This window comes from Gimesia benthica (assembly GCF_009720525.1).
In the GTDB taxonomy this organism is placed as follows: Bacteria; Planctomycetota; Planctomycetia; order Planctomycetales; family Planctomycetaceae; genus Gimesia; species Gimesia benthica.
Map to the genome: position 1 here is coordinate 1891630 of NZ_CP043930.1, position 23897 is coordinate 1915526.

The following is a 23897-nucleotide window of genomic DNA, read 5'->3' on the forward strand; positions in this document are numbered from 1 at the left end:
AACAACGCATTTTGATACTTTTACTCGTATTCCCCCCGAAAAATCCATTTCATCCCCCTTCCAGACCGGAATTTCATCCACACAGCTTCCCATTCCCTGCACATCCACAGCTCCCGTTTTTTATTAACGAAATAAATAAACAAGACTTCAAAAAACACACATGAATCGAATTCCATTTCCAACGTTTCAAAGGTCTGCATTGTCTCCTGCTGACCATGCTCTCAGTTCAGCCTGCCCACCACTGAAGACCAGATGTACTTGCTGCATAAACTGGACTTGATCGTCACTCTCCGAATCGTATTCTTGTGCAATTGTGCTTCGCGCGCGAGGCGGATGATGCGTGCACTGGAACACGGACCACAACTGACTCAGATGCACCTGAATCGGCGTCGAATTTTCCAGTTTTTCACCAGAACAAAAATCACAGGTTCGCAATGTCTCGTCCATTTTCAAATCATCTCGCAGCACACTCAACGCAGTTCGACACAGACTCACTGCAAACTCAACACATCTCACCCCACACTCAATCCACGATTCCCTCTTGACCCCCACACGCCATTCCACAAAATCATCAATACAGTAAACCACAACCACAATAACCAAGCCCCCAAATCAAGGATAAACCCGAATGCCATTCGGACCGAGCACAGCGAGCAGGAAACAGAATGAGAAAGCACTCAAATAGAAAAACCGCACCTCACCACAAACGCAGGGGCGGTGCCCATGTGCCCACCCACCTCGTGACTCACGAACTCAAATACCATTTACCATGGTTCCCGAATCCGACAATCATACCCATCGGCTCAGCAGCAGTAAGGTAGAGAAACAACCACCAATGCCAATCGGCATCAGAAAGAATTTCGTGCCTTTCATGTCTTTCGTGGTAGAAAAAAACTATCTCCAAGTTTTCTTTTGCTCTCGAATCCCTGCCTCCTATAATAAAAGTTCGTTTATCCGTCTCCCACCACCGTGTCTCACCAGTCAGGAGCACACCAACCATGGACCGCAGGACGTTTCTACAGGGTTCAGCCGCCGGGCTGGCCACTCTCTCCCTGGATCAGGTTGCTAAAGCCGCTGCCAGCGAACGCATTCGCATCGGCATGATCGGTGCCGGCGGTCGCGCTGCCGCCCTCAACCGTCACTTCGCGGAAAACCCCCAGGCCGAAATCGTCACCATCGCCGAGATCGACTCCGCCCGCCTCGGCAACACCGTGGACACCGTCACCAGACTGCAGGGCAAACAACCAGAAGTCATCCGCGATTTCCGTCACCTGCTCGACGACAACAGTCTCGACGCCATCGTGGTCGGCACTCCCGATCACTGGCACGCCATCCCCACGATCCTCGCCTGCCAGGCCGGCAAAGATGTCTACGTCGAAAAGCCGGACGGCCACAACATCGTCGAAGGCCAGCGGATGGTCGCCGCCATGAAAAAACACAACCGCGTCGTGCAATTGGGCTCGCAGCACCGTTCCACCGAACGCCTGAAGTCGGCCCTCGCCTACATCCGCAGCGGCGCCCTCGGTCGCTGCCTGGTCGCCAAAGCCTGGGAAAGCACCCGGCAGGGAAACATCGGCTACCCGCCTGACAGCACGCCCCCCGACACTGTCGATTACGACATGTGGCTCGGCCCTGCCAAAAAACGCCCCTTCAATAAAAACCGCTTCCACGGCCGCTGGCGCTGGTTCCACGATTATGGCACCGGCGACCTGGGCAACGACGGCGTGCATCGTCTCGACATGGCCTTCGCCGCGCTCAATGCCGCTTGTGAAGCACAAGGCGACGCCGCCATTTCGCTCCCCTCCAAAATCTCCGCGACCGGCGGCAAATGGTACTTCGACGACATGCAGGAATGGCCCGATACCCTGCAGGTCACCTACGAATACCAGAGCGATACGCCCAAAATCCTCACCTACGAAATGCGGATCTGGGCCCCCTACCATTATCACGGCGAATCAGAAGGCGCCGTCATCTACGGCGATAAAGCCCATATGACCATCGGCAACAGCCGCTGGCGCGTTTACGGCGAGCGCGGCAAGCTGATCAAGGAAGTCAAAGGGGACAGCGACGCCGGCCCGCACGTGGCCAACTTCCTCGACTGCATCAAGACCCGCAGCAAACCGGCCTGCGATCTGGAAACGGTGGGACACCCCGCCTCCATCCTCTGCCACGCCGGCAACATCGCCGCTCGCGTCGGCCGCACACTGACTCTCGATCCCCAAACTGAAACCTTCAAAAACGACGACGACGCCAACCAGCTCCGCGGCCGGGAAGAATGGCGCAAACCCTGGACACTCCCCGAAGTCTAAAAAAATAGGGGCGGTCCCATATTCCCGCCCGCCTGGCGAATAACAAATCAGAAACACACTACCCAAGGAACGATAGCAAGCCTCCAACCCCGGGTAAGCCCGAATGCAATTCGGGCCGAGCGCAGCGAGCAGGAAACTGACAGTGTTGCATTCAAGCAAGAAACAGTTAGTTTGCTCTCAAAACCATTCTGAACTGAGGTCGGAAAGAGAATTACCAGTTCGCACCTTTACCCAGACAACCTCCTGTTGCCTACGGCAATACCGGATTACATCCGGTACCACCCCCATCCGCTCCCGTAACACAACCAACCTGCGTCAGCATTTTTTTCGTGCCTTTCGTGTCTTTCGTGGTAGTAAAATTCGATTCCATTTCGGGTTCCCACCGGGTGGGCGCGGATGTAATCCGTGCCGAGCGCAGCGAGCAGGAGGTCCCAGCTCACCAGATCAATTCATAACAGGCCACTAACTAAATTAATTTACCTTGAGGAACGCGTACTCTTCACATTGTCTGCCCTGCAACATCCGGTACCACCCGCTCTAGTAACGCCATCAACCTGCGTCAGCATAATTTTCGTGTCGTTCGTGCATTTCATGGTAGCAATTAAAACACCCGACAGGCCAGTTCCAGATCACATTGACACAGTTTGTACTGAACTGATAGCATCCGGTCTCCCGTTGCTCGCCCAAATTCAAGGAGGTTCAAAATGCCGGTTCTTGGTCGCATTGTTTTTGCCTGTCTGCTCTGCTTTGGTACAGTTTGTCTGGCTGCTGATCCGCAGGAACGTCCGGCTCTGCTGAAGCAGGTACCCTCTGAAACCAATCAGCGGCCAGCAGCCCTCGATCATCTTCGCCTGGCAACAGAACAACTGCAGGCGGCGGGCCTGAAAACAGAAGCAGAGAGACTGCGGGAACTCTCTCTGCAGATCAAACAACGCATTCGTCAGAAACAGGCGGAATTGGAGACACAGGCAAAACAACTGCAACAGCTGGTGGGAACGCCGGCTCAGATTTTGTGCCGCTGTTGTATTCTGGAACTCACCCCGGACGCTGCAGAAGAATTTGCCACAGCTGCGAAGCCGGTGAATCAGGTTCAATCAGGAGTCGCAATCTACAGCAACGCCGAATCAGTCTTCGCAAAACTGAAACGGGAGGGGAAAATCAAGCGGGTCCACGCCAGTCCGCAGATTGTGACCAGGCCAGGAAAACCGGCGACCTTTAAAAGTGGCGGCGAATTTCCGATCCCGATCCCGGCCGACGACAGGCAGCCCTCAGTCGAATGGAGAGAGTTTGGCATCATCTGCAAAGTCGAGCCGGATCTGTTGGAGAATGGTAAAGTCCTGCTCCGCTTCTCCCCCGAAATTTCAGAATGTGACTTTGCGCACGCGGTCCAGGTCAACGGCACCACGGTCCCCGGCCTGACAGTACGACGCGTCAACACCAGGGCAGAAATGAATCTCGGTGAAACGCTGGTGGTGAAAACAGTCTCGAACACGAAAGACCAGGCAGAGACCGTAACCCTGTATATGGTCACGCCGGTTAACTTTGAAGAATAATCGAACAACACGATTTCACACTCTGCCCCGGCACTGTTTCGCCCCGTCCCCGGGTAAGCCCGAATAAAATTCGGGCCGAGCGCAGCGAGCAGGAAACTGTCTGTGTTGCGTTCAAGCAAGAAACATCCCGTTTGCTCTCCAGACTATTCTTGATTGAGATCAGAAACTGAAATACCAGATCGTACCTTCACCCTGTCAGTTTCCTGTTGCCTTCGGCAATACCGGATTACATCCGGTACCCCTCACATCCGCTCCGGTAACGCAACTAACCTGCGCCAGCATAATTTTCGTGTCTTTCGTGCTGGCCGTGGTAGCAAAAAAATTCGTGCGATTCGTGGTACCATCAAGCCTGCTGCTTCAACGGGTTCGTCTCCAAAATAATGTCATTAATCCCCGTCTGGTTAAATCCTTTGAACCCCTCTTCCCGCTGCAGAATTTCCAGGTGCGAACCGATGGCCCCTTTTTCGCGGAACTTGTCCGCTTCTTCTTGAGAGATCAGTCCGTCTTTCAGCAGCGACTGAATCCGGCTCTCTTGCACCGGCCAGATTTCCCCTGCCGTAAACGCCTGACGCAAATGTGGCAGATCGGTAAAGGGCTTCATCGTTTTCACGTCCCCCTCTTCCGCCAGCTGGTCCCGTGCGGCGTCGAAGTCGAACTGGCATTCCAGGTGATGCATGCCCGCCTGCAGGAACGCTTCCCCATGCAGTCGGTACCACAGCCCCACCGTACCCAGCTCATTCCGTTGCTGAAATGCCTCGTGTGCAAAGTCCTGCGATACCTCTTCGGCTGAGAGATCGACATCCGCGAATATTGTGATCCTCGCGTGAGGCTGCTCAATCACCTGGGCACCCCAGCCCGCTTCCTTGCCGGCATAGAACCGTTCACGCAGATTGAAACCCAAGAGTTCGAAGATCCCAATCAGGCTCTGGAAATACTTCCGGCTCGAACGATACGTATGGTGATCGTGATTCGCCCAGCCCATGCCCATGGCATCCTGGCGGGCCTTCTGAATCCGAGCCGCCAGGTTCCGCTGCTGCCAGTAATCCCGTTCGCCGGCAAAGAACAGATCGCAGGTCCGGTCCACACCCAGATCCGCAATTGATGCCTTAATCAGCGAAGCCGCATGCGCGAAACCCGCACTCGCTTCCGCGAAGTCCCGCTTCCGTAGCCGCAGCGCTTCCGCATGGGCGGCCAGCTTTTTCAGATCCGGAGTGGCAGGCGGTGTCGTACACGTTACCGGGCAACCGTGCCGCTCAATCACATGCAGTTCAACGCCTTCGCCGTCAAAAGCAATCCGCTGTCGCACCGCAGCACCGACATCACCTTCAATCGGAATGTCCATATCACGCTGCTGCACCAGCAGAAAGTCAGCCACACTGTCCACCCTGACAAACAAACGCTCGACCGCCGACGCAGCCGCCTTCACCGCAGGAAACATCGCCGCAGGATGATGATACAACGGACGATCCGCATCCGTCACCGGCTCATATCCCAAATCCACCAACTCATTCGCCAGCGCATCAGACCACTTCACTTCCAAATGATCCACCCAGTCCCTGAGCCGGGTTCCTGTGCGGGTCTGGAGATCATGGGCAAACTGTTGAATGTCGGCTGACTTCTGACAAAACACATTTATCCGCTCATCGATAAAGCGGGCCGTTTCCGGATACCGTTTCCAGTCATAAACTGTAAGCTGTTCGCTGGACATGGCTTATCTCCTCTATTTTCATAACCGTTTCCACTCGCTCAAAGTCAAGTGGCGTCTCTATGAATTAATACGTCAAAACCTGCGAAAACAGAAACTCAATCAGAAAACAGGTTTTCCACGTATATAATCATAGTGAGGTCTTTCACATCACTTCTCACATCATGAATTCTACACAGGAGGACCTGCGATGTCTCAAACAATCCTGCTCATCGGCGCGGGAAAGATCGGCCGCATGATCGCCACTCTGCTCAGCAGATCCGGCGACTATCATGTGCGCGTCGCCGACCGCGTTCCCGCCGCTTTAGACCATATACAGAAACGAATTCCCACCGTCGAAACACGCGTACTCAACGCCGAGTCGCACGAGGAACTGGTACACCTCATGCAGGGCTGCACTGCAGTCATCTCGGCACTCAGCTTCCGGGAAAATCCCTATGTCGCTCGCGCTGCGCTCGAAGCGGGCATCAATTATTTCGATCTCACGGAAGATCGTCAGACAACGGCCGCTGTTAAAGAGATTGCCGACGGTGCCTCCGAGGGTCAGGTCTTTCTCCCCCAGTCCGGCCTGGCCCCCGGCTTCGTCACCATCGTCACCAAACACGTGATGGACTGGTTCGACGAAATCGATACCGTCCGCATGCGCGTGGGGGCCCTCCCCCAGCGGCCCACCAACGCGCTCGCCTACAACCTGACCTGGTCAACGGACGGCCTGATCAACGAGTACTGCAACACCTGCGAAGTGATTCACAATCGCAAGATTAAAAATCACCTCCCTCTCGAAGGGCTGGAGCAGTTCACCCTCGATGGCAACGTTTATGAAGCCTTCAATACCTCAGGCGGACTGGGTACGCTCTGCGATACCATGGATGGCAAGGTCCGTGAATTGAATTACAAAACAATTCGTTACCCCGGCCATCGCGAACTCATGAAGTTCCTCCTGCAGGACCTGAGACTCAACGAACGCCGCGATCTGCTCAAGGACGTCATGGAACACTCGATTCCCGTCACCTTCCAGGACGTGGTTATCGTCTTCTGCACCGTCCGTGGTCACCGCAACGGACAGTTCGTCGAAAAGAGTGACCTGCGTAAAATGTACGCTCAGGAAATCAACGGCGAAATCTGGAGCGCTATCCAACTCACCACTGGAGCCGGCGTCTGTGCCGTCTTTGACATGATTCAACAGAAACAGCTGGAGGGTACCGGCCTGATCCGTCAGGAACAGATCCCCTTCGAACAGTTCATCCAGAACCGCTTTGGACAGTTTTACGAAACCGAAACCTTTGCCCTGGACTAATTCATTCAGCAAGTGAGGCTCAACATGACTCATCCGATACAGGAAGTGTTACAGCGGATCGGCGTCAACGATCATCCCGTCGCCGTTGCCGTCGGAAATACGTGGCAGGCAGGCGCCAGTGAAGCACTGACGGGCAAGTCCCCCATTGATGGATCGACGCTCGTCACGCTCACCCAGGCCACGCCGAGTGACGTCGACATGGTGGTCGCTACCGCCCAATCCGCTTTCTGGACATGGCGCAACGTCCCCGCCCCCCGCCGCGGCGAATTCGTCCGGCTGATCGGCAACGCCCTCCGCGAACACAAGGCAGACCTCGCTGCCATCGTCAGCTGGGAAGCCGGTAAAATCACGCAGGAAGCCCTCGGCGAAGTACAGGAAATGATCGACATCTGCGACTTCGCTGTCGGGCAGAGCCGCCAGCTCTACGGCAAAACCATCGCCAGCGAACGCCCCGGCCATCGCCTGATGGAACAATGGCACCCCCTCGGACCGGTCGGCGTGATCAGCGCCTTCAACTTCCCGGTCGCCGTCTGGTCCTGGAACGCGATGCTCGCGTTCGTCTGCGGCGACCCGGTCGTCTGGAAGCCTTCGGAAAAAACGCCGCTCTGTTCCATCGCCTGTCAGCAGATTGTCAACAACGTCGCCCGCGACTTCCCCGAAGCCCCCGATGGTATCTCCAGCCTGCTCATCGGCGGTGCCGACGTCGGACAGGCGCTCGCCGCACACCCCGATCTCCCGTTGATCTCAGCCACCGGCTCGGTACCCATGGGACGCGCTGTCGCCTCCACGGTTGCCGGTCGGCTGGGGTTGAGTCTGCTCGAACTGGGCGGCAACAACGCCATGATCGTCACCGAATCCGCCGACCTCGAAATGACGGTCCGCTCCGCCCTCTTCTCCGCCGTGGGGACCTGCGGCCAGCGCTGCACGTCACTCCGCCGCCTGATCGTCCACAACAGCATCGCCGACAAACTCCTCGCGTCGCTCAAGAAAGCTTATGAGAAATTACCGATTGGCAATCCCCTCGATGAGGGTACGCTCGTCGGCCCGCTCGTCGATCAGCGTTCGCTCGACGCGATGCAAACAGCCCTCCGCACCGCCGAGGAACAGGGAGGCACCGTCCATTTTGGTAATCCGATCAATCACGATGTCCCCGCGGGCGGCTGTTACGTCCACCCCGCCATCGTCGAGATGCCCGACCAGACCGAAATCGTCCGTCAGGAAACCTTCGCCCCCATTCTGTACGTCATCCGCTACACAGAACTGGACGAAGCCATCGCCCTGCATAACGGCGTCCCCCAGGGGCTCTCCTCCTCCATCATGACCAACGACATCCGCCAGGCGGAACAGTTCCTCTCCCCCACCGGCTCCGATTGCGGCATCGCCAATGTCAACGTCGGTCCCAGCGGCGCAGAAATCGGCGGCGCATTTGGAGGCGAAAAAGAGACCGGCGGCGGCCGCGAATCCGGCTCCGACGCCTGGAAAGCCTACATGCGCCGCGCCACCAACACCATCAACTACTCCACCGAACTCCCCTTAGCCCAGGGCATCAAATTCGACCTCTAAAACTGAGCGGCAAGGCGCCGGGTACCATCTGTCAGCTTGACCGACAGTGCTGATAAACCAGCATTCAACCAGCCAACCAAAACTCGAAAAAACATCGGATGGGCCCGAATAAAATTCGGGCCGAGCGCAGCGAGCAGGAAACTGACAGTGTTGCATTCAAGCAAGAAACAGTTAGTTTGCTCTCAAAACCATTCTGAACTGAGGTCGGAAAGAGAATTACCAGTTCACACCTTTACCCTGACAATTTCCTGTTGCCTTCGGCAATACCGGATTACATCCGGTACCACCCACATCCGCTCCTGTAACACAACCAACCTGCGTCAGCAAAATTTTCGTGTCTTTCGTGAATTTCGTGGTAGCAAAACTTTCGCCTCTTTCGTGGTAGAAAAATTTCGAAGTGTTCGCGGTCTACCCAAAAACCTCTCCCACCACTTCCCCAGTTTGCGTTTTTTCTTGCTCGAGCGATGAGGCATGGCTAAAGTATCTACTGACCATCAAGTCTCGGAAAATCGAGACATCTCTTGGGAAAAGGGCTGATGAAAGAGAAACCCATCGCCAAATTCAAACTATCATTCAAGCGTATGTACCTTGTGGTGATGGCCTGGGATCTTCTGGGATTTCTATTGATTGTGATTGCAGATGCAGTGGATTGCGGTGTTGAAAACATGCATTTTGCTGGTACTCTGATCGCAATTCTGGTGATTATTATTGGAATGGCAGTCGCTGCAGCGGCTCTATTAGCCCTTGTAGTCGCATACTTTAAGGTCAGCGTGTATCAGGATCGAATTGGAGGCCATGACTTTTGGGGGTTCTATCGAGAGCAAACATGGAGTGAAGCAGAGAATGTGCGACCGCTCAGCTATCTGCTTGGGCTTAAAATGGCGATACTTCAAAGCCGTTCAAACAATATTTGGCTTCCCATGTTCCTTGCGGATATGAATCGTTTCCGAACCCTGGTTTGCGAACTGGCCAGCCCCGATTCAGCACTGGCAGAATACCTGACACAAAACGAGCAACAAGAGATCGACAACTAGTCAAACGACTCCACGCCGAGTGCTACCTGTCGGCTTGACCGACAGTGCTGATAAACCAGCATTCAACCCGCCAACCAAAACTCGAAAAAACATCGGGTAAGCCCGAATGCCATTCGGGCCGAGCGCAGCGAGCAGGAAACTGACAGTGTTGTATACAAGCAAGAAACAGTTAGTTTGTTCTCAAAACCATTCTCAACTGAGGTCGGAAAGAGAATTACCAGTTCACACCTTTACCCTGACAATTTCCTGTTGCCTTCGGCAATACCGGATTACATCCGGTACCACCCACATCCGCTCCCGTAACACCATCAACCTGCGTCAGCAAAATTTTTCGTGACTTTCGTGCTGGCCGTGGTAGCAAAGCTTTCGTCTCTTTGGTGGTAGAAATTTTCGAGCGATTCACGGTCTACCCAAATACCTCACTCACCACTTCCCCACCCAGCACCGTCGCAATCTCCTTCCGGTTATTATGCCGATACACGAGCTTATGCTGATCCAGCCCCAACGCATGCAACAGCGTCGCATGCAGGTCTGCAGGCGACATCGGACGTTCCACCGGCGTATAACCCAGCTCATCCGTCTGACCGATAATCTGGCCCCCCTTCACGCCGCCGCCAGCCATCCACATGCAATACGTCGTTGGCAGATGGTCGCGGCCCCGCCGGTCTCCTTTCGTATTCCCTTCCGTCGTCGGCGTCCGACCAAACTCGCCTCCCCACACCACCAAAGTCTCATCCAGCAGCCCCCGCTGTTTCAGATCTCTCAAGAGCGCCGCCACCGGCCGATCCGTCGCCCTGGAGCGTTTCGTGTGATTCGCCTTGATCGCCCCATGCGCGTCCCAGCCTCCATTCCGCAACTGCACCACCCGCACACCCCGCTCCACGAGCCGTCGGGCAATCAGACAGTGCCTGCCGAACTCCGCCGTCTCCTTGTCATCTAGACCATACAGCTCCGCCGTCTCTGCCGATTCACTCTTCAGATCGAACACCTCCGGCGCTGATGTCTGCAGCCGGAACCCGAGCTCGTACGAGGCAATCCGCGCCTCCAGTTCCGAATCCTGCCCCAGCTGTTGCAGATGCTCTTCGTTCATCCATTTGATGAAATCCAGCTGCTCGCGCCGGTTCGCATGCGAATAACCGGCGGGCATCTTCGTATACGGAATCCCCCGCTTGCCGTCCACCAGGGTCCCCTGGTAGCGCGAAGGCAGAAACCCGTTCCCCCAACCCGGCGTCTGAGGTGCCGGCCCGGTGCTGTTCGACAGCATCGAAATAAATCCAGGCAGATCGCGGCTCTCACTCCCCAGGCCGTACGTCATCCATGCTCCCAGGCTGGGCCGGTCCCCCACTGCCGACCCGGTCAGCGCGATACATTCCCCGGGACCATGCACGGGCACCCGATGATTCACCGACCGCAGCACGCAGATCTCATCGATCATCTTTGCCGTTTCGGGGAACATGTTCGACACGGGAATCCCGCTCTCCCCATAATTCTTAAACGTGAAGGGCGACGCCATCAGCTTCGAACCCAGCCCCGCCCGCGGAATGTTGGGCACCCGGGCCGCGATGCTCGCCGGGACCGGCTCTCCTTCAAGCTTCGTCAGCAGCGGCTTCGGATCGAACGTATCCACCTGGCTCGGCGCACCCGACATGAACAGAAAGATCACGCTCTTCGCTGTCGCCGGAAAATGACTCTGCCCGGTCATCGCCTGCTTTTCCTCAGCAGCCTCGAGCAGTCCCTCGTCGGCCAGCAGCGCCGCCAGACCGACCGCTCCCATGCCCAGCACGCTCTGCTCCAGCATCGCCCGTCGGCTCACAGGCGACGTGGAAAAACCATGACTCACCTTCTTCGGATCAAACAACATCAAAGCCCTCGCCTTCAGGGAATATACATAAACTCGTTGAGATTCATTAACGCATGACACAGCATCGACAGCCGCCGGGACGCCGCTTCCGCAGTCTCTTCACCTTCAAAGAAGACCAGCGACCGTTCCCGCTCCTGCGCATTCGGCTTACGTCCCAGCACACGCACAAACGCCTGCGTCACCTGCTGACCGTGATCTTCGCCCACATCCTTTGTGATCTTCTCCGCCAGTACCTGCGCCCGTCGATCCATGAACTGGCTGTTCAACATAAACAGCGGCTGCAGTGCCACCGTCGAAACCTGCCGTCGCGAACAGCTGGTCACACTGTCCGGCGCATCGAACATCGCCATCACCGAAGGCATTTCGCTTCGCCGCTGGAACAGATAAATCGTCCGCCGCAGATTCTGCTCTTCCCGCTCCTGGGGCACACTCGGTCCCCCGACCTCCGGTTTCAGTTCTCCCGTCGCACACAGAATCGAATCCCGGATGACTTCCGCTTCCAGTCGACGTCGTGGCCAGCTCCACAGCAGCCGGTTCTCCGGGTCCCGTTTCAGGTTCGCTTCGTTGAATGACCGCTGCTGCCGATACGCGGAAGACAGCACGATCTCCCGGTGAATCTGCTTCGTACTCCACCCCTGTTCCATCAGCTCCGATGCCAGCCAGTCCAGCAGCTCCGGATGCGAAGGCGGCTCCCCCTGCACGCCGAAATCACTGGGCGTCGCCACCAGTCCCCGCCCGAAGTGATACTGCCACAACCGGTTCACCCACACCCGCGAAACCAGCGGATTCTTCCGATCCGTCAACCACTCCGCCAGCGCCGTCCGCGACAGTTGATCCGAACCGCTCGTCGTCGCTCCCAGTACCGCCGGCCAGCCTTTACCCACCTCCGGCCCCCGCTTATGCACATCCCCGCGAATCAGGATCTGCGACTTCGTCTGCTTCAACTGTTCCGCGGAATACGGAATCGGATCCCGGTTCACGACCGGCAGCCGCTCGATCTCTTCCTGTCCGGTCAGCGGCGAATAATAACCCCATGTATGCGGTTCCTGCGTATGCGCGAATCGCTTGCGGTTGATCAGCTTCTTTGCCTCGCGCTGATAAAAATCATACGTCCCTTTCGGCATCCAGACATTCATTTCGGTCGGGTTCGGCAGTTCGTCCCCTTGGAGCGACAGATTCCCCAGCTGTCCATTCACGAAGAACCCCTGCAACCGATAATAGTCCCGCTGCGTCAAGGGATCGAACTTATGATTATGGCACTGGGCACATTCCAGCGTCAGCCCCAGTAGCGCACTGCTCGTCACATTAACAATGTCCACCAGCACGTCGTTCCGCTGCGCCGCCTTGTCCATATTGTTCCCGCTGATCCGGGCCGAAGCCAGAAAACCGGTCGCGATCACGTTTTCATCCGCGTAAGGCGTCAGCTCATCCCCCGCCAGCTGCTCCTTGAGGAACTCATCATAAGGTTTGTCCGCATTGAAACTCTCGATCACATAATCCCGATACCGCCACGCATAAGGTCGCGGCAGGTCATGCTGATACCCGTGACTCTCGGCCCACCGTGTCAGGTCCAGCCAGTACCGCGCCCAGCGTTCGCCGTAATGGGGAGAAGCCAGCAGCCGCTCCACCAGTTTCTCATACGCCCGGGGATCGGTATTAAATTCAAACGCCTCAATCTCCTCTGCACTCGGCGGCAGCCCCGTCAGATCCAGATACAACCGGCGGATTAACGTCCCCCGGTCTGCTTCAGGAACCGGTTTAATCCCCGCCTTATTCCAGGCCCGCGCCAGGAATGCGTCGACAGCCGTCCGAATCGGCTTGCTGCTCTTCACTTGCGGCACTTCGGGACGTTTTACCGGCTGAAACGCCCAGTGATCCGATTCCGTCTTCGGTGTGGGCAGCAATGCATAATCCCACTTCGCCCCCTGGTCGATCCACGCCCGCAGCTTTGCAATCTCCTCTTTCTTCAAAGCCGCCCCCGCATCGATGGGAGGCATCCGCGTTTCCGCCACCTGCGTGGAGACCAGTTCGATCAGCTTGCTCTGTTCGCTGTCCCCCGGCACAATCAGCGTCTCTCCCGTACTGAAGCCCAGCAGTTCCTCATGCACATCCAGCCGATACCCGGAATCCGGATTCGCCCCCGCATGACAGTTGAAACACCGCGACTTAAGCAGCGGGTAAATCTCTTTTTCAAAGTTCACCGGCTTTGACCACGCCGCCTTTTTCTTGCCCGCCAGTTTCGGAATCTGCCCGGGTGAAAGATCCAGCACATCGTTCCACGTCCGGCTCAGCACCAGGTCACTCACGTAGATCCGGTCTTCCAGTTCCGTCTTTAATCCAGTTGCAAAACCGACCCACCGCACGGCATTCACACTCTGCGGATTCACGGTCGAAGCCACCGGCTCACCCAGTTCGTCCGGCTTCGGATCCACCCACAAATCAAACCGCGTGAACCCGGCCCGCAACGATTTCTCCGGCTTCGACAGCCGACCCACAACCACGTAATCCCGGTCGCGTTCCAGTTCCACCGAACTCCAGGCCGTCTGCTGTGAGCCAATTCGCACCATGAAGACAACCTTCCCCTTCTGGGGACCACTGGAGGCAATATGCACGCCGATATTCGGAACATGATTCGCATGCACGGCCTTGTCCGAACCTTCGTAACGATCCAGCCAGAAGACGAAAAACTCCCCTTCATCGCGCGGCTTCTGATCCGCCGCATACCGGAAGCGAAACCGCAGAAACAGTTCCTGATCCTGATACGTCTCCTTCAGCTCCCGCCGCAACGGGTTGTTCCGCTCTACCGATCCCTGAATCAACGCCTCATGTTGAATTACAGAGCCGGAGGCCTGTTTCGGCTTTGCATCCACAAACAGCGCCGGATGACGATTCGAAAGCACCCAGCCCCCATTCCAGCCAAACCCTTTCTGCTCCCGTTTTACGGAATCTATCTGCGGGTTGACCAGCCCATGCGCCAGCCGCGGAGTTTCCTCGGCGAACGTCCGTGCGGAACAGAACAGTAACCCGCCCACCAACAGCGCCGTAATCAGGTGCCTGCCTGCTATGTTCGATATCTGAGCCCGATGTATCATCCTGCCTTCAATCCTCTTGAGTCAAAATCCGAGTTCAATTCTCTGTCGGTTGTGTCACTGATTCAAAAGTCTTCCCCAGTACCAGTCGATCCACGAACAGGGAATCAGAAACTTCCGTGTACTGTCCAATCCGCATTCCCACGACGTTGATCTCTTTCAACGGCTTCGCCCCTGTTTCCTGCTGCACCACCGCATCCGGAGTCGCACTCCGATCACCGTCCGGATTCACCCAGAATTCCAGGCGATTGAAATCAGACGACTGATCTTTCATCACCCGCCCCACCAGCAGAAAACATTCCCCGTCGATCAGTTCCCTGGAAAAGCCTTCCTGGTTCACCTCGAAACGGGCGAAGAACTGTTTCTCTTTCAAGCCGAAGTTGGGCACCCGCGAATGACTGCTCCCTTTACCCCCCGCCACATCGTCGAACCAGAGTGCAAAGAAATCGTTCTTGTCCAACCCTTCGTACTTCACCAGCAGACTGAAATAGAAATCCTCGGTGAGTGGTTCTGCCAGTTTGCGGGCCATGCGATGTGCCAGCGAAGGATAGGCATGATGATGACCACGGGATTGCAATACCATCGGTCCCCCCTCCAGTGCGCCCCACTGCAGACGCTGTTCGGGAACGATCAGCCGCGTGAAATTCGCATCGGCCCACCAGCCCTCATGGCCAAAGCCCACGCCCCCGGTCTGTTCTGACAACGAAGTCGCTCGGTACTCGAATGCTTCCCCTGCCAGAATGTTTTTGGGTAATGCCGTATTGATGTGCAGCAGCGCAAATTCATTGAAGGGTACTTCCGCTTCAAAGGGAACCGCTTCCAACGGTGGATAGTTTCCTGACTTCGCCGCGATCAGCTGCTCGGGGGTCGGTACATCCGCAAACTTCGTCGGCGTCACCCGGATGTCGGCCCCCTGTGCATTCCCGCGTGTGAACAACACCGCCTGGCTCGCTTTCAGAATACGGGGCTGCTCCGCCTGCGCCTTGGGTTTGATATCGACCTCTCCTTCAAACACATGCACTTCGGCCTTCCCAAACGGATCGACAACCGTCCCGAACCGCGTCCCCTGATCGACAATCTCCATCTTCGGCGTATCGACGGTAAACCCATGCGCTTCGTCAGGCACATAGGCGGCCAGCTTGCCATAGTTCAACTTCGCATTCATGGACGAATTCAGTTCAATCTGCGCGGGACCTTCCAGCACCACTCCCGCCCCGCTTTCAAAGCGAATCCGGGCAATCCCCGATTTCAACCACAACTGCTTCCCCGCAGTAAACCGGGTTCCATAAGCGATGTCATCCCCCAGTTCCTCGTCTTCCCAGACCGCATCCTCTGTATCCAGCAGCATCCCCACAAACTCAACCGCGGGCAGTTCGAGCAGCGGTTCCGGCGCAACCGCCACCGGCTCTTCTGGTAAGTTCGTCTCTCCGTTTTCCTGGAACCAGACAAAGCTCCCCACCAGGAGCAGCAGTACGACGACGACAGAAACCCACGCCTGAAAACCAAACGTACTCCCCGCAGCTCCCGCAGCCACGGCTTTCACCACTACAGGTGCGTCCTCAGTCACCGCATCTGCTTCCAGCGACTCCAGGCTGATCCCGTCCGGCACCGCCGCATACAGGTTCGTGTTCAAGAGCTGATCCAGGTGCAGCTGGTCCGTATATTCGTCGATCAGCTCCGGATGCGCATTGAGAATCTCGGTCAGCCGCGCATCCTCGGCGGTCGTCAGCTCATCCGTCATCAACCGGCTGGTCAGCCGCGCCAGTTCATTCCGCAAAGCATTGTCGGGGGAATTCATGTCTGCGCCTCCCGGGCCATCGTCTTCTGGATGCACTCCATCAGCGTTTTGCGAATGCGATACAGGGTCATCGAAACCGCATCCGCCGACCGCCCCTCATCCGCAGCGATCTGATTCACGGGCACCGCATCCCGATATCGGCTCTCCACCAGTTGTCGATGCGAACTCGGCAGCTTTTCCATACAGTGCGTCAACGCCTCCGCATGCGATTTCGCCTCCATCGCCCGCCGCGTTGTTGCAGCCGCGATCTGCTCCAGCGTCCGTTCTTCCAGCACCGCCTGACCGTCGTTCCGCACCCGCTTGAAAAAGGCCAGTGCCTGCAGCTGAGCAATCCGGCATGCCCAGGGCAGAAACGCCCGCTCCGGGTCATACTCATCCCGCTTCCGCCATAGAACGGTATTCGTCTCCTGCAGCACATCATCCACATCGGCCGCCCGACGAATCAGCGCCACCAGCAGCCCCCGCAACACAGGCTGGCTCCCGGCAATCAACGCCACATATTCCTCATCCAGATCACGATTCGTCAAAACAAAGGCCCTTCCGCGCGCAAGTCAGGTCGATTCAAAACATCCTGTATCAGTTCATTAGATCAACCATCCCCAATCTAACGCAGTTTCTGATAAAAAGATATTTATTCATCAAACCGAGAGGAAAAGAATTCCTCTAAAACCTTTTCATATATAAACATGCAGCGAATAAACGGGTGGGCCCGAATGCAATCCGTGCCGAGCGCAGCGAGCAGGAAACTGACAGAGAAACCACCCAACTGAGAAAGACCGCTCCTCAACTCAAACGTAGGGGCGGTGCCCACGTGCCCGCCCGCCTCACGGCGAACGAGTTCATTTCCCCGCTCAATGGAACCAGATCAGACAAGCATCTTAGAGGGTGGGCACGGATGCAATCCGTGCCGAGCGCAGCGAGCAAGAGGTCCCAGCTAACTCAGATCAATTCACAACAGAGCTACCAACCTGCGCCAGCAATTTTTTCGTGCCTTTCGTGCCTTTCGTGGTAGAAAAACTTCCGAGCCTTTTGCGGTCAGTTCCAAATGCGAATCGATACCATTTAGTATTCCACCTGAACCCCTTCTTCTAATCACCTGTCTCTGTATTGACAAAACATCCAGTATTCATGACTTTCGAGATTCACCGTTCTATATTCTGAAAATCCAATCATATTACAGGGAATCAATTTTGAAATTTTTTACTGATAAAAAACTGCAAAATTCCACTGCCCACGAGGAATACGAAGAATACTGTGAAACCATCTGGAATGATCTCCCTCACGATTTGAAGTGTATCCATGGAGGGATGCTTTCTGAAAACCTGACAGCTGGTCAATCACATGTAACGTTGCATGATGCAAGAATCACCAGTTTCGAATTGAATGTAACCGATTTAAAAGTTTCGTTTAACACTGACCATAATGGTGGTCTCAGAAAAGTCTGGTTTCACTATCAACATGTTCTTCTAATCCATCTTCCCAGCGAAAATGTCTTGGGGAAAAAAGAGATTGCTAATCCGCAAAGTGATATCATGTGTCACGAAATAGAACAAACAGCTGAGAAGGAATGGACACATACCCTACTGTTTGCCAGCAGTGAGGAACTGGTGATTCGGTTTAAGGACTTTTCCATGTCCTTTGAAGATACAACCGATGGAAATCATATCGAATGAACCTTGTAAACCTGGGTGGCACAGCGAGCAAGAAGTCGCAGCTCACCACATCAATTCACAACAGAGCCATCCACCTGCGCCAGCAAATTTTTCGTGTCTTTCGCGCTTTTCGTGGCAGAAAAAATCCCAATCCATTCGCAGTAGTATTTTTCGAACTCTTCGTGGTCCCTACCGCCCGTCATAACCAAACACCCCGATCACCCGCACCGGCTTCCCTTCCGCCTGCAACCGAATCTGATGCTTCCCAAACGGCAGCCCCAATACGCCGCGACGGTTCTCAATAAAATGCGTCCGCCCCTGCGAATCGGTAAACGGCTGATTCGTCGGCTGTGACCAGGCCGGCTTGCCGTCCACCTCCGCCACCAGCGTCCCGCCAGCCGGATCATCCAGCCAGGCGATCGACAGCTCATCCGCCTCCACTTCAATCTCCAGCGTCTCTCCCGGCTGCAGCAGGAACGCCTGCTCCCCATACGGTGCCCCCCACTTTGACTCGAACTCCTGTACCGGAGACTTCCCCTTCCAGCCTTGCGCCTCCACGCCATAAAACCGACGCTTCAATCCCACCTTGCAATCCACGGCACCCAGTCGCGCGCTTTGGTTCGGAATCTCGATGATGTGCCGATCCCCGCGCGACAGCCGTCCATGCACGAACGTCGAATTCCGCGGATTCGGAACTGAGAAACTGTTGCGGCCATGCCCTGCATGCTCTGCCGGCTGACCATCGATCAGCAGTTGCATCATCTCCCGTTTGTTATCCGCCCACAGATTGAACGCGGCGTCTTCCAGGATCAGCATCCGTCCATCCACTATCCGTGGACTGTCCTTTTGAAACCGGACCATGGTCCCTTCCCAGTTCCGCGCAAACGCATTCATCCGCGGAGGCAACTGTTTTTGCGGCACTCCCTGCAGTGTCGCTTCCGCCGGCATCTCGAACACCTGCTCCAGCTGTTTGAACCACAGGTAATGACTGCCGGCGGCTGGATGCCCGCCATCGGGGGCCATCGCATAATAATTGGTCGTCGCTTTGAGATCGATGATCAGCTGCCCCATGTCCACAAACGGAATTTCGTAGTAGGCACACAGTTTCTGCATCGGCTCTGTCATCGAATTCGACTGTCCCTTATCCCGAATCCACATGCAGGAGACGAACTCCACACCCGGATAGTGTCGTTGAAACCAGCGGATCGCTCCTTCATAGGCGGCGATTTCATCCGGCCGGTCGATATGCTCATTATGCCCGTGCCCGAAGATCACCAGGTCCGGCCCCGGTTTCTTCCCATTCTCAAACAGCGCGGGATACAGTTCCTGCCAGGACTTCCCGGTCGGGTGTCCGTTCTCATTCGGGTTCGGCGGCAGCTCCAGTTCCGCGTATGCTTTGAAGCCGCTGTGCGATTCGCCGATCGACGAACCATCGCAGGCCATTACGTTGAGCAGCATCTTCTCGACCGGATAATGAAACTTCCGCAGCAACTCCCGTCGCATCCGTCCCGTATACATGAAATAGTGCTGCGACCAGCCCACATAATCCTGCAGATCGGGCCGCCCCATGCGTTCTGCGATCAGACGTTTCATCGCCTCGGGATTACCAGACCGGGCTTCGATCAGCGGTTCCTTATAATGCGGGCTCGCGGGATCTTCGTCATAAAAATAAAGACGCGGATTCGCACTCCCCCGGTCGATACTCGACCCCAGCGTCAGGATTGAAATCGGCTGTCCCGTTGTCAGCTTCTGCATCGTGCGGGGAATCTTCTGATACAGTTCGGGCAGTGCGCGGGACGTGGTTGGTACTGTCTTCGCGGCAGTTTCCCCTTTGACCAACGCGGGCGAATTCACCCAGACTCGCTGGTTAGAATCGTTCACAAACTCGACCAGCACCCCCACCACATTGCGAAAGTCAGCATCCGCTTCGCGCTGTTCTTTAAACCGGGGATCGATCTTGAGTCCGTTTAACTGCAACTCAAATTCTTTTTGCGTCTCCTCAGACGAAGCCTCCTGCTGCGGCGAGCGTACGAGTTCCCCCCGCCCGTGCTTCGCAAACGTCCGCTTATCGGGCATCCCGAAGTCCGCCGGTGACCACTGTCCATCGGCACTTTCAATCAGCATCAGGCAAAGCCGCGCCTTGAGTGCCCCGCTCTGTTCCTGATACCCGTTGACTGAAAGACTGACTGCATCCCCGCCCTTGAGCCCCAGTTCCGGCAGCGTCGCAAACTGCCAGATCCGTTTGCCCGGCAGAATCTCCACCGCCTTTTCCAACGACTCCAGTTTGAGCTTTTCTGCTCCGCTCCCGGCAACCACATCACCCCAGCGATCCGTATTCCAGTAGAGGATCGATCGCCCCGGTTCAGAGCCAGCCGTCTTCCGCAACCGAAACTGGGGATTCTGCAGCAGATTAACCGTCGGCAAAGTGTTCTCAGCCATCACAACCGAAAACAGAGAACAGACAAAAACAGACAGAAACAGCAAAGTGATTTTTTTCACGGCAGGACTCACAGGCAGGGGATACAGAAAATAGAAATCAGAATAGAATCACCCTTCGATCATACCGGAGACCTTAACCAGATCACAAGAAAACCAGGACGCCCGACACAGAAAACAGATCAGGACACAGAATAAAGATCAACGGGTGGGCCCGAATGCAATTCGGGCCGAGCGCAGCGAGCAGGAAACCAACAGTGTTTCATTCAAGAAAGAAAAAGTTGGTTTGCTCTCAAATCATCTTTACTAAGGTCGGAACAAGAAATATTAGATCGTATCTCTTACCTGACAGTTTCCTGTTGCCTACGGCAATATCGGATTACATCCGATACCACCCATGGAATACTCTTTTATTGATCTCCCCACACCAGCAATTTTTCGTGTCTTTCGTGCCTTTCGTGGTAGAAAAACTTCCGTGTCTTTCGCGGCAGCATCAATTTCGCGTCTTCCGTAGTAGCACGTGTTGCGTATGCGCCAGTACAAGCGGAATCGCCGCCCGCACCACGGGAAACGTGTGCCCCCCTTTGAGCTCCACATACTGATGCGGCAGTTCCAGCGCAGTCAGCCGGTCACGAAAATGCTCGTTCATCGTCCGGTCAAATGCCTGGTCCGCGGTGATAATCAATAGCGATGCCCCGCGCAGTTTCTCCGCCTGATTCAACGGATTGAACTTGTTCCATTCAACTTCATCATCACCAAACCGCTCCACCGGCACTTTATACGACTGTCCCGCCGGCAGACCATTGCGGGGAAAATCGAGCAGCCCGATCATCGAACTCACCGCCGCAAACCGACCAGGATGCCGCTCGGCAAACCGCACACAGCCATACCCGCCCATCGACCAGCCCGCAATCGCCCACTGCGGCCCCTGTTCGGGCAGGTCATACGCGTTCGCCATCTTCGTCAGCACCTCTTCCAGATACGTCTCGTACACATCCTGTTGGCGCACGGGCGAATTGAGATACCAGCCGTCATCGCCGTCCGGCAGGATCACAAACAGCCCCGATTCCAGCAGCTGTTGACGAATCACTTTGTCATCCACCAGCGACCGCTCATGCCGCCCCCGCCCATGCAGTATGACCAGCGTCCGCCGCTCCGCAGGTTTGATCGACCGCCAGTTTTCCGGTAACACAATCACCGCCCGCTTCCGCTGTTTGAGACTCGCACTCTCAAACGAAACCACTTCAATCCGCGGAAAGAGTTCTGCTGTTTCCAGCTCTGCTGCAGAACCAGCGGCAACAGGAAAGCTCCCCGAGATCACCAGCATCCACACCACAGGCATTCGCATTAAATACCGAGTTTCCATCTTATTTTCTTCCTGTTGATATCAACGCTCGGGTGCCATCTGTCGGCTTGTCCGACAGTGCCAAAGAACCAGCACCCAACCAACCTTCAAAAGTACAAATAAGAAATCAACGGGTGGGCCCGGATGCAATCCGGGCCGAGCGCAGCGAGCAGGAAACTGTCAGTGTTGCACTCAAACAAGAAACAGTTCGTTTGCTCTTAAGATATCTTTACTGAGGTTGGAATGAGAATTGTCAGATCGTAACTTTTCCCTGACAATTTCCTGTTGCCTGCGGCAATACCGGATTGCATCCGGTACCACCCTGTTTTTTCTATTATTTGAGTTAATACACCCTGATCTCACAAACCCGTGCCTGCTCCACACCGTTCGTCCCCGTCACCACCAGCCGCAGTTGAGACACTCCTGCCACCTCCACCCCATGCTCCCGGCGGCGCTGCCAGTTCCCCTCCACTGTCACCACGGTCTGCCAGTCATGCCCGTCAAACACCTCAATCGCATAATCCCGCACCGTCTCCGGCTGCGCCTGTCCCCACAACATCCGCGATGTATACCCGTCATGCTGACTCAGCGTCAGATGCCGATGCAGGCCCGTATCAAAAATCAGCTGAACCTCACGCACAACGATCGGCGTCTCCCACTCCAGCAGCAGCGTCGCCGGAAGTCCCGCAGCCGAATCCGACATCCAGCGATGACCACCCGGCACAGCCCGCTCGGGCGGTGCGCCCCGTTCCCCCTGTACGCGCCGCGTCTGCCCCGAAACCACTTCCGTCGCCCCGAATCCCGGCTGCTCACTGCTGGCAGAAATCCGGGCCGACCGCGCGAGGTCATTCTCATCTGCACTGCGAATCCCCACCAGGTACGCATCATCGCGTAACAGCCGCTGCTGAATCTCTGCCATCACATCGGCATGGGAACTCAGCTCCGCGGGACTCAACTTTCGCTGCACCGCACACGCCGCCGCGGTCCCTACTCCCTGCCCGATCACCGCGCAGGTCGCCATCACGCGGGTCGACGAAAACGCCACATGCGTCGCCGAAAGATTCCGCCCCGCAAACATCAGGTTACTCCGGTTCCCCGAAACACAGGCCGACAACGGCACATTATAGAGATGCGGTACCGGATGCTGTCGGCACGGCTCCTCCTCCGCCGCATCGATTCCCGCGGGAGGATGCAGATCCAGTGACCAGCCGCCATAGGCAATCGCATCCGGAAAGTCACGGGACGCAAGCAGATCCTGCTCCGTCAACACATGCTGTCCGATGAACCGCCGACTCTCCCGCTTGCCCGGCAGAAAACCAAACCAGTCCAGTGCCCAGTAAGCCGCCTCGAAAGGATCATCCCCCTCCGGTGTGCCCGGCGGTCCGTTCTTGACGTGATCCCAGATCCCCAGCACAATCGCCAGCAGCTCGTCACGGATCGTTTCATTCTCCTTGATCGTATCCAGCGTGCCACCCCACTCGGCCCACCAGTAACCATACTCGTGCGTCGGCTCCTCTTCGCCGGGCGTCGCGTACAACCGCAGCTTGAGCTCGTCTTTAGTAAATCGACGTACCCAGTCGGGAGCCACAAACGGCATCGGCCGCTCGTGACGGCGGGCCTGCATCAGAATGGTCGATCCCAGCCGCTCATTGTCCGCCTCAGCGGGAGCCAGTGTTTCCCGGTAATCATCCTGCCCTTCGCGGCCCTCCATGAACAGCGCCCCGGCTTCCGCCGCCAGACGACCATCGCCGGTACAGTCGATGAAAATCGACGCATCAATTGTAAAGCGGTCTTCCGTGCTCTGTCGTTCGGCAATCGCCTGTGTGATCCGCTCCCCCTCCAGCCGTACCCCGGTCACACAGGTATTCAGCAGCAGCGTCAGATTTGATTCGGCGCGGCACTTCTCATACAGAATCAGATCAAACATCGACGCCGACCGCTGCGGATTCCGCACGCAGTTCTCCAGCCGCAACTCTTCGATGATCCCTCCTTCGCGGGCTTCGGTCTCCAGTTCCGCCCCCCGATCGAAGTGCCCCGTGCCGTTCGCCCCGACGATATGCATCCGCACTTCGCTCGAAGCATTCCCGCCCAGCACCCCACGATCCTGGCAGAGAATCACGCGTGCCCCGCACCGCGCCGCCGCAATCGCACAGCAGCACCCCGCCATGCCTCCCCCGGCCACGAGGATCTCAGTCTCCAGAAGATGGTCTTCCAGCATCGACATCGAATATTTCGTCCTTTGAATTTGACACACC

The 23897-nt window shown here is 56.2% G+C and carries 14 protein-coding genes; 6 read left to right on the plus strand and 8 right to left on the minus strand.

Annotated features, from left to right (window positions below; all coding sequences use genetic code 11):
• The first annotated feature begins 998 nt into the window (after positions 1–998).
• Both F1728_RS07165 and F1728_RS07170 read left to right on the plus strand, forming a co-directional pair.
• Positions 999–2309, plus strand: coding sequence for a Gfo/Idh/MocA family protein (locus F1728_RS07165; RefSeq protein WP_155363535.1), 1311 nt, complete (start codon positions 999–1001; stop codon positions 2307–2309).
• 704 nt (positions 2310–3013) lie between these two features.
• The gene (locus tag F1728_RS07170; RefSeq protein WP_155363536.1) at positions 3014–3862 is read left to right on the plus strand and encodes a type II and III secretion system protein family protein; all 849 of its coding nucleotides are present in this window, start codon (positions 3014–3016) and stop codon (positions 3860–3862) included.
• A 343-nt stretch (positions 3863–4205) separates the two neighbouring features.
• Here F1728_RS07170 and F1728_RS07175 read toward each other — a convergent pair whose 3' ends face one another.
• Positions 4206–5570 carry a hypothetical protein gene (locus tag F1728_RS07175; RefSeq protein ID WP_155363537.1) on the minus strand — a complete coding sequence of 455 codons (1365 nt, stop codon included), beginning with the start codon at positions 5568–5570 and terminating at the stop codon, positions 4206–4208.
• Between the two features lie 187 nt (positions 5571–5757).
• On the opposite strand from F1728_RS07175, the gene F1728_RS07180 reads away from it, so the two are divergent.
• The 3 genes from F1728_RS07180 to F1728_RS07190 all read left to right on the plus strand — a co-directional run bounded on the left by F1728_RS07180 (position 5758) and on the right by F1728_RS07190 (position 9461).
• Positions 5758–6864 (plus strand): saccharopine dehydrogenase family protein, encoded by a 1107-nt coding sequence (locus F1728_RS07180; protein WP_155363538.1) that lies wholly within the window; start codon positions 5758–5760, stop codon positions 6862–6864.
• 24 nt (positions 6865–6888) lie between these two features.
• Entirely contained in the window at positions 6889–8427 is a 1539-nt protein-coding gene (gene amaB, locus F1728_RS07185; protein ID WP_155363539.1) for an L-piperidine-6-carboxylate dehydrogenase, read from the plus strand.
• Positions 8428–8963: 536 nt separating this feature from the next.
• Positions 8964–9461: a hypothetical protein gene (locus tag F1728_RS07190; RefSeq protein ID WP_155363540.1), complete on the plus strand. Its 498-nt coding sequence runs from the start codon at positions 8964–8966 to the stop codon at positions 9459–9461.
• Positions 9462–9867: 406 nt separating this feature from the next.
• On the opposite strand, the gene F1728_RS07195 is transcribed toward F1728_RS07190, so the two are convergent.
• From F1728_RS07195 to F1728_RS07210, 4 genes are read right to left on the minus strand one after another with little or no spacing between them, the layout of a single operon-like run.
• A complete protein-coding gene (locus F1728_RS07195; RefSeq protein ID WP_155363541.1) occupies positions 9868–11322 on the minus strand; it encodes a DUF1501 domain-containing protein in 1455 nt (484 codons plus the stop codon).
• 14 nt (positions 11323–11336) lie between these two features.
• Complete coding sequence (locus F1728_RS07200; protein ID WP_155363542.1) at positions 11337–14414, minus strand: PSD1 and planctomycete cytochrome C domain-containing protein; 3078 nt, start codon at positions 14412–14414, stop codon at positions 11337–11339.
• Positions 14415–14448: 34 nt separating this feature from the next.
• Positions 14449–16209, minus strand: a complete 1761-nt coding sequence (locus F1728_RS07205) for a FecR domain-containing protein (protein WP_155363543.1) — start codon at positions 16207–16209, stop codon at positions 14449–14451.
• On the minus strand, positions 16206–16736 hold the full coding sequence (locus F1728_RS07210; protein ID WP_155363544.1) for a sigma-70 family RNA polymerase sigma factor: 531 nt from the start codon (positions 16734–16736) through the stop codon (positions 16206–16208). The genes F1728_RS07205 and F1728_RS07210 overlap by 4 nt, the downstream gene beginning before the upstream one ends.
• 663 nt (positions 16737–17399) lie before the next feature.
• Between F1728_RS07210 and F1728_RS07215 the strand changes: the two genes are divergently transcribed.
• Positions 17400–17882, plus strand: coding sequence for a hypothetical protein (locus F1728_RS07215; protein WP_155363545.1), 483 nt, complete (start codon positions 17400–17402; stop codon positions 17880–17882).
• Positions 17883–18050: 168 nt separating this feature from the next.
• On the opposite strand, the gene F1728_RS07220 is transcribed toward F1728_RS07215, so the two are convergent.
• The 3 genes from F1728_RS07220 to F1728_RS07230 form a co-directional block, all read right to left on the minus strand.
• The gene (locus F1728_RS07220) at positions 18051–20360 is read right to left on the minus strand and encodes an SGNH/GDSL hydrolase family protein (RefSeq protein WP_155363546.1); all 2310 of its coding nucleotides are present in this window, start codon (positions 20358–20360) and stop codon (positions 18051–18053) included.
• Between the two features lie 430 nt (positions 20361–20790).
• Positions 20791–21663: an alpha/beta hydrolase gene (locus tag F1728_RS07225; RefSeq protein ID WP_155363547.1), complete on the minus strand. Its 873-nt coding sequence runs from the start codon at positions 21661–21663 to the stop codon at positions 20791–20793.
• Between the two features lie 322 nt (positions 21664–21985).
• Positions 21986–23866, minus strand: coding sequence for an FAD-dependent oxidoreductase (locus tag F1728_RS07230; RefSeq protein WP_155363548.1), 1881 nt, complete (start codon positions 23864–23866; stop codon positions 21986–21988).
• Between the last annotated feature and the right edge of the window lie 31 nt (positions 23867–23897).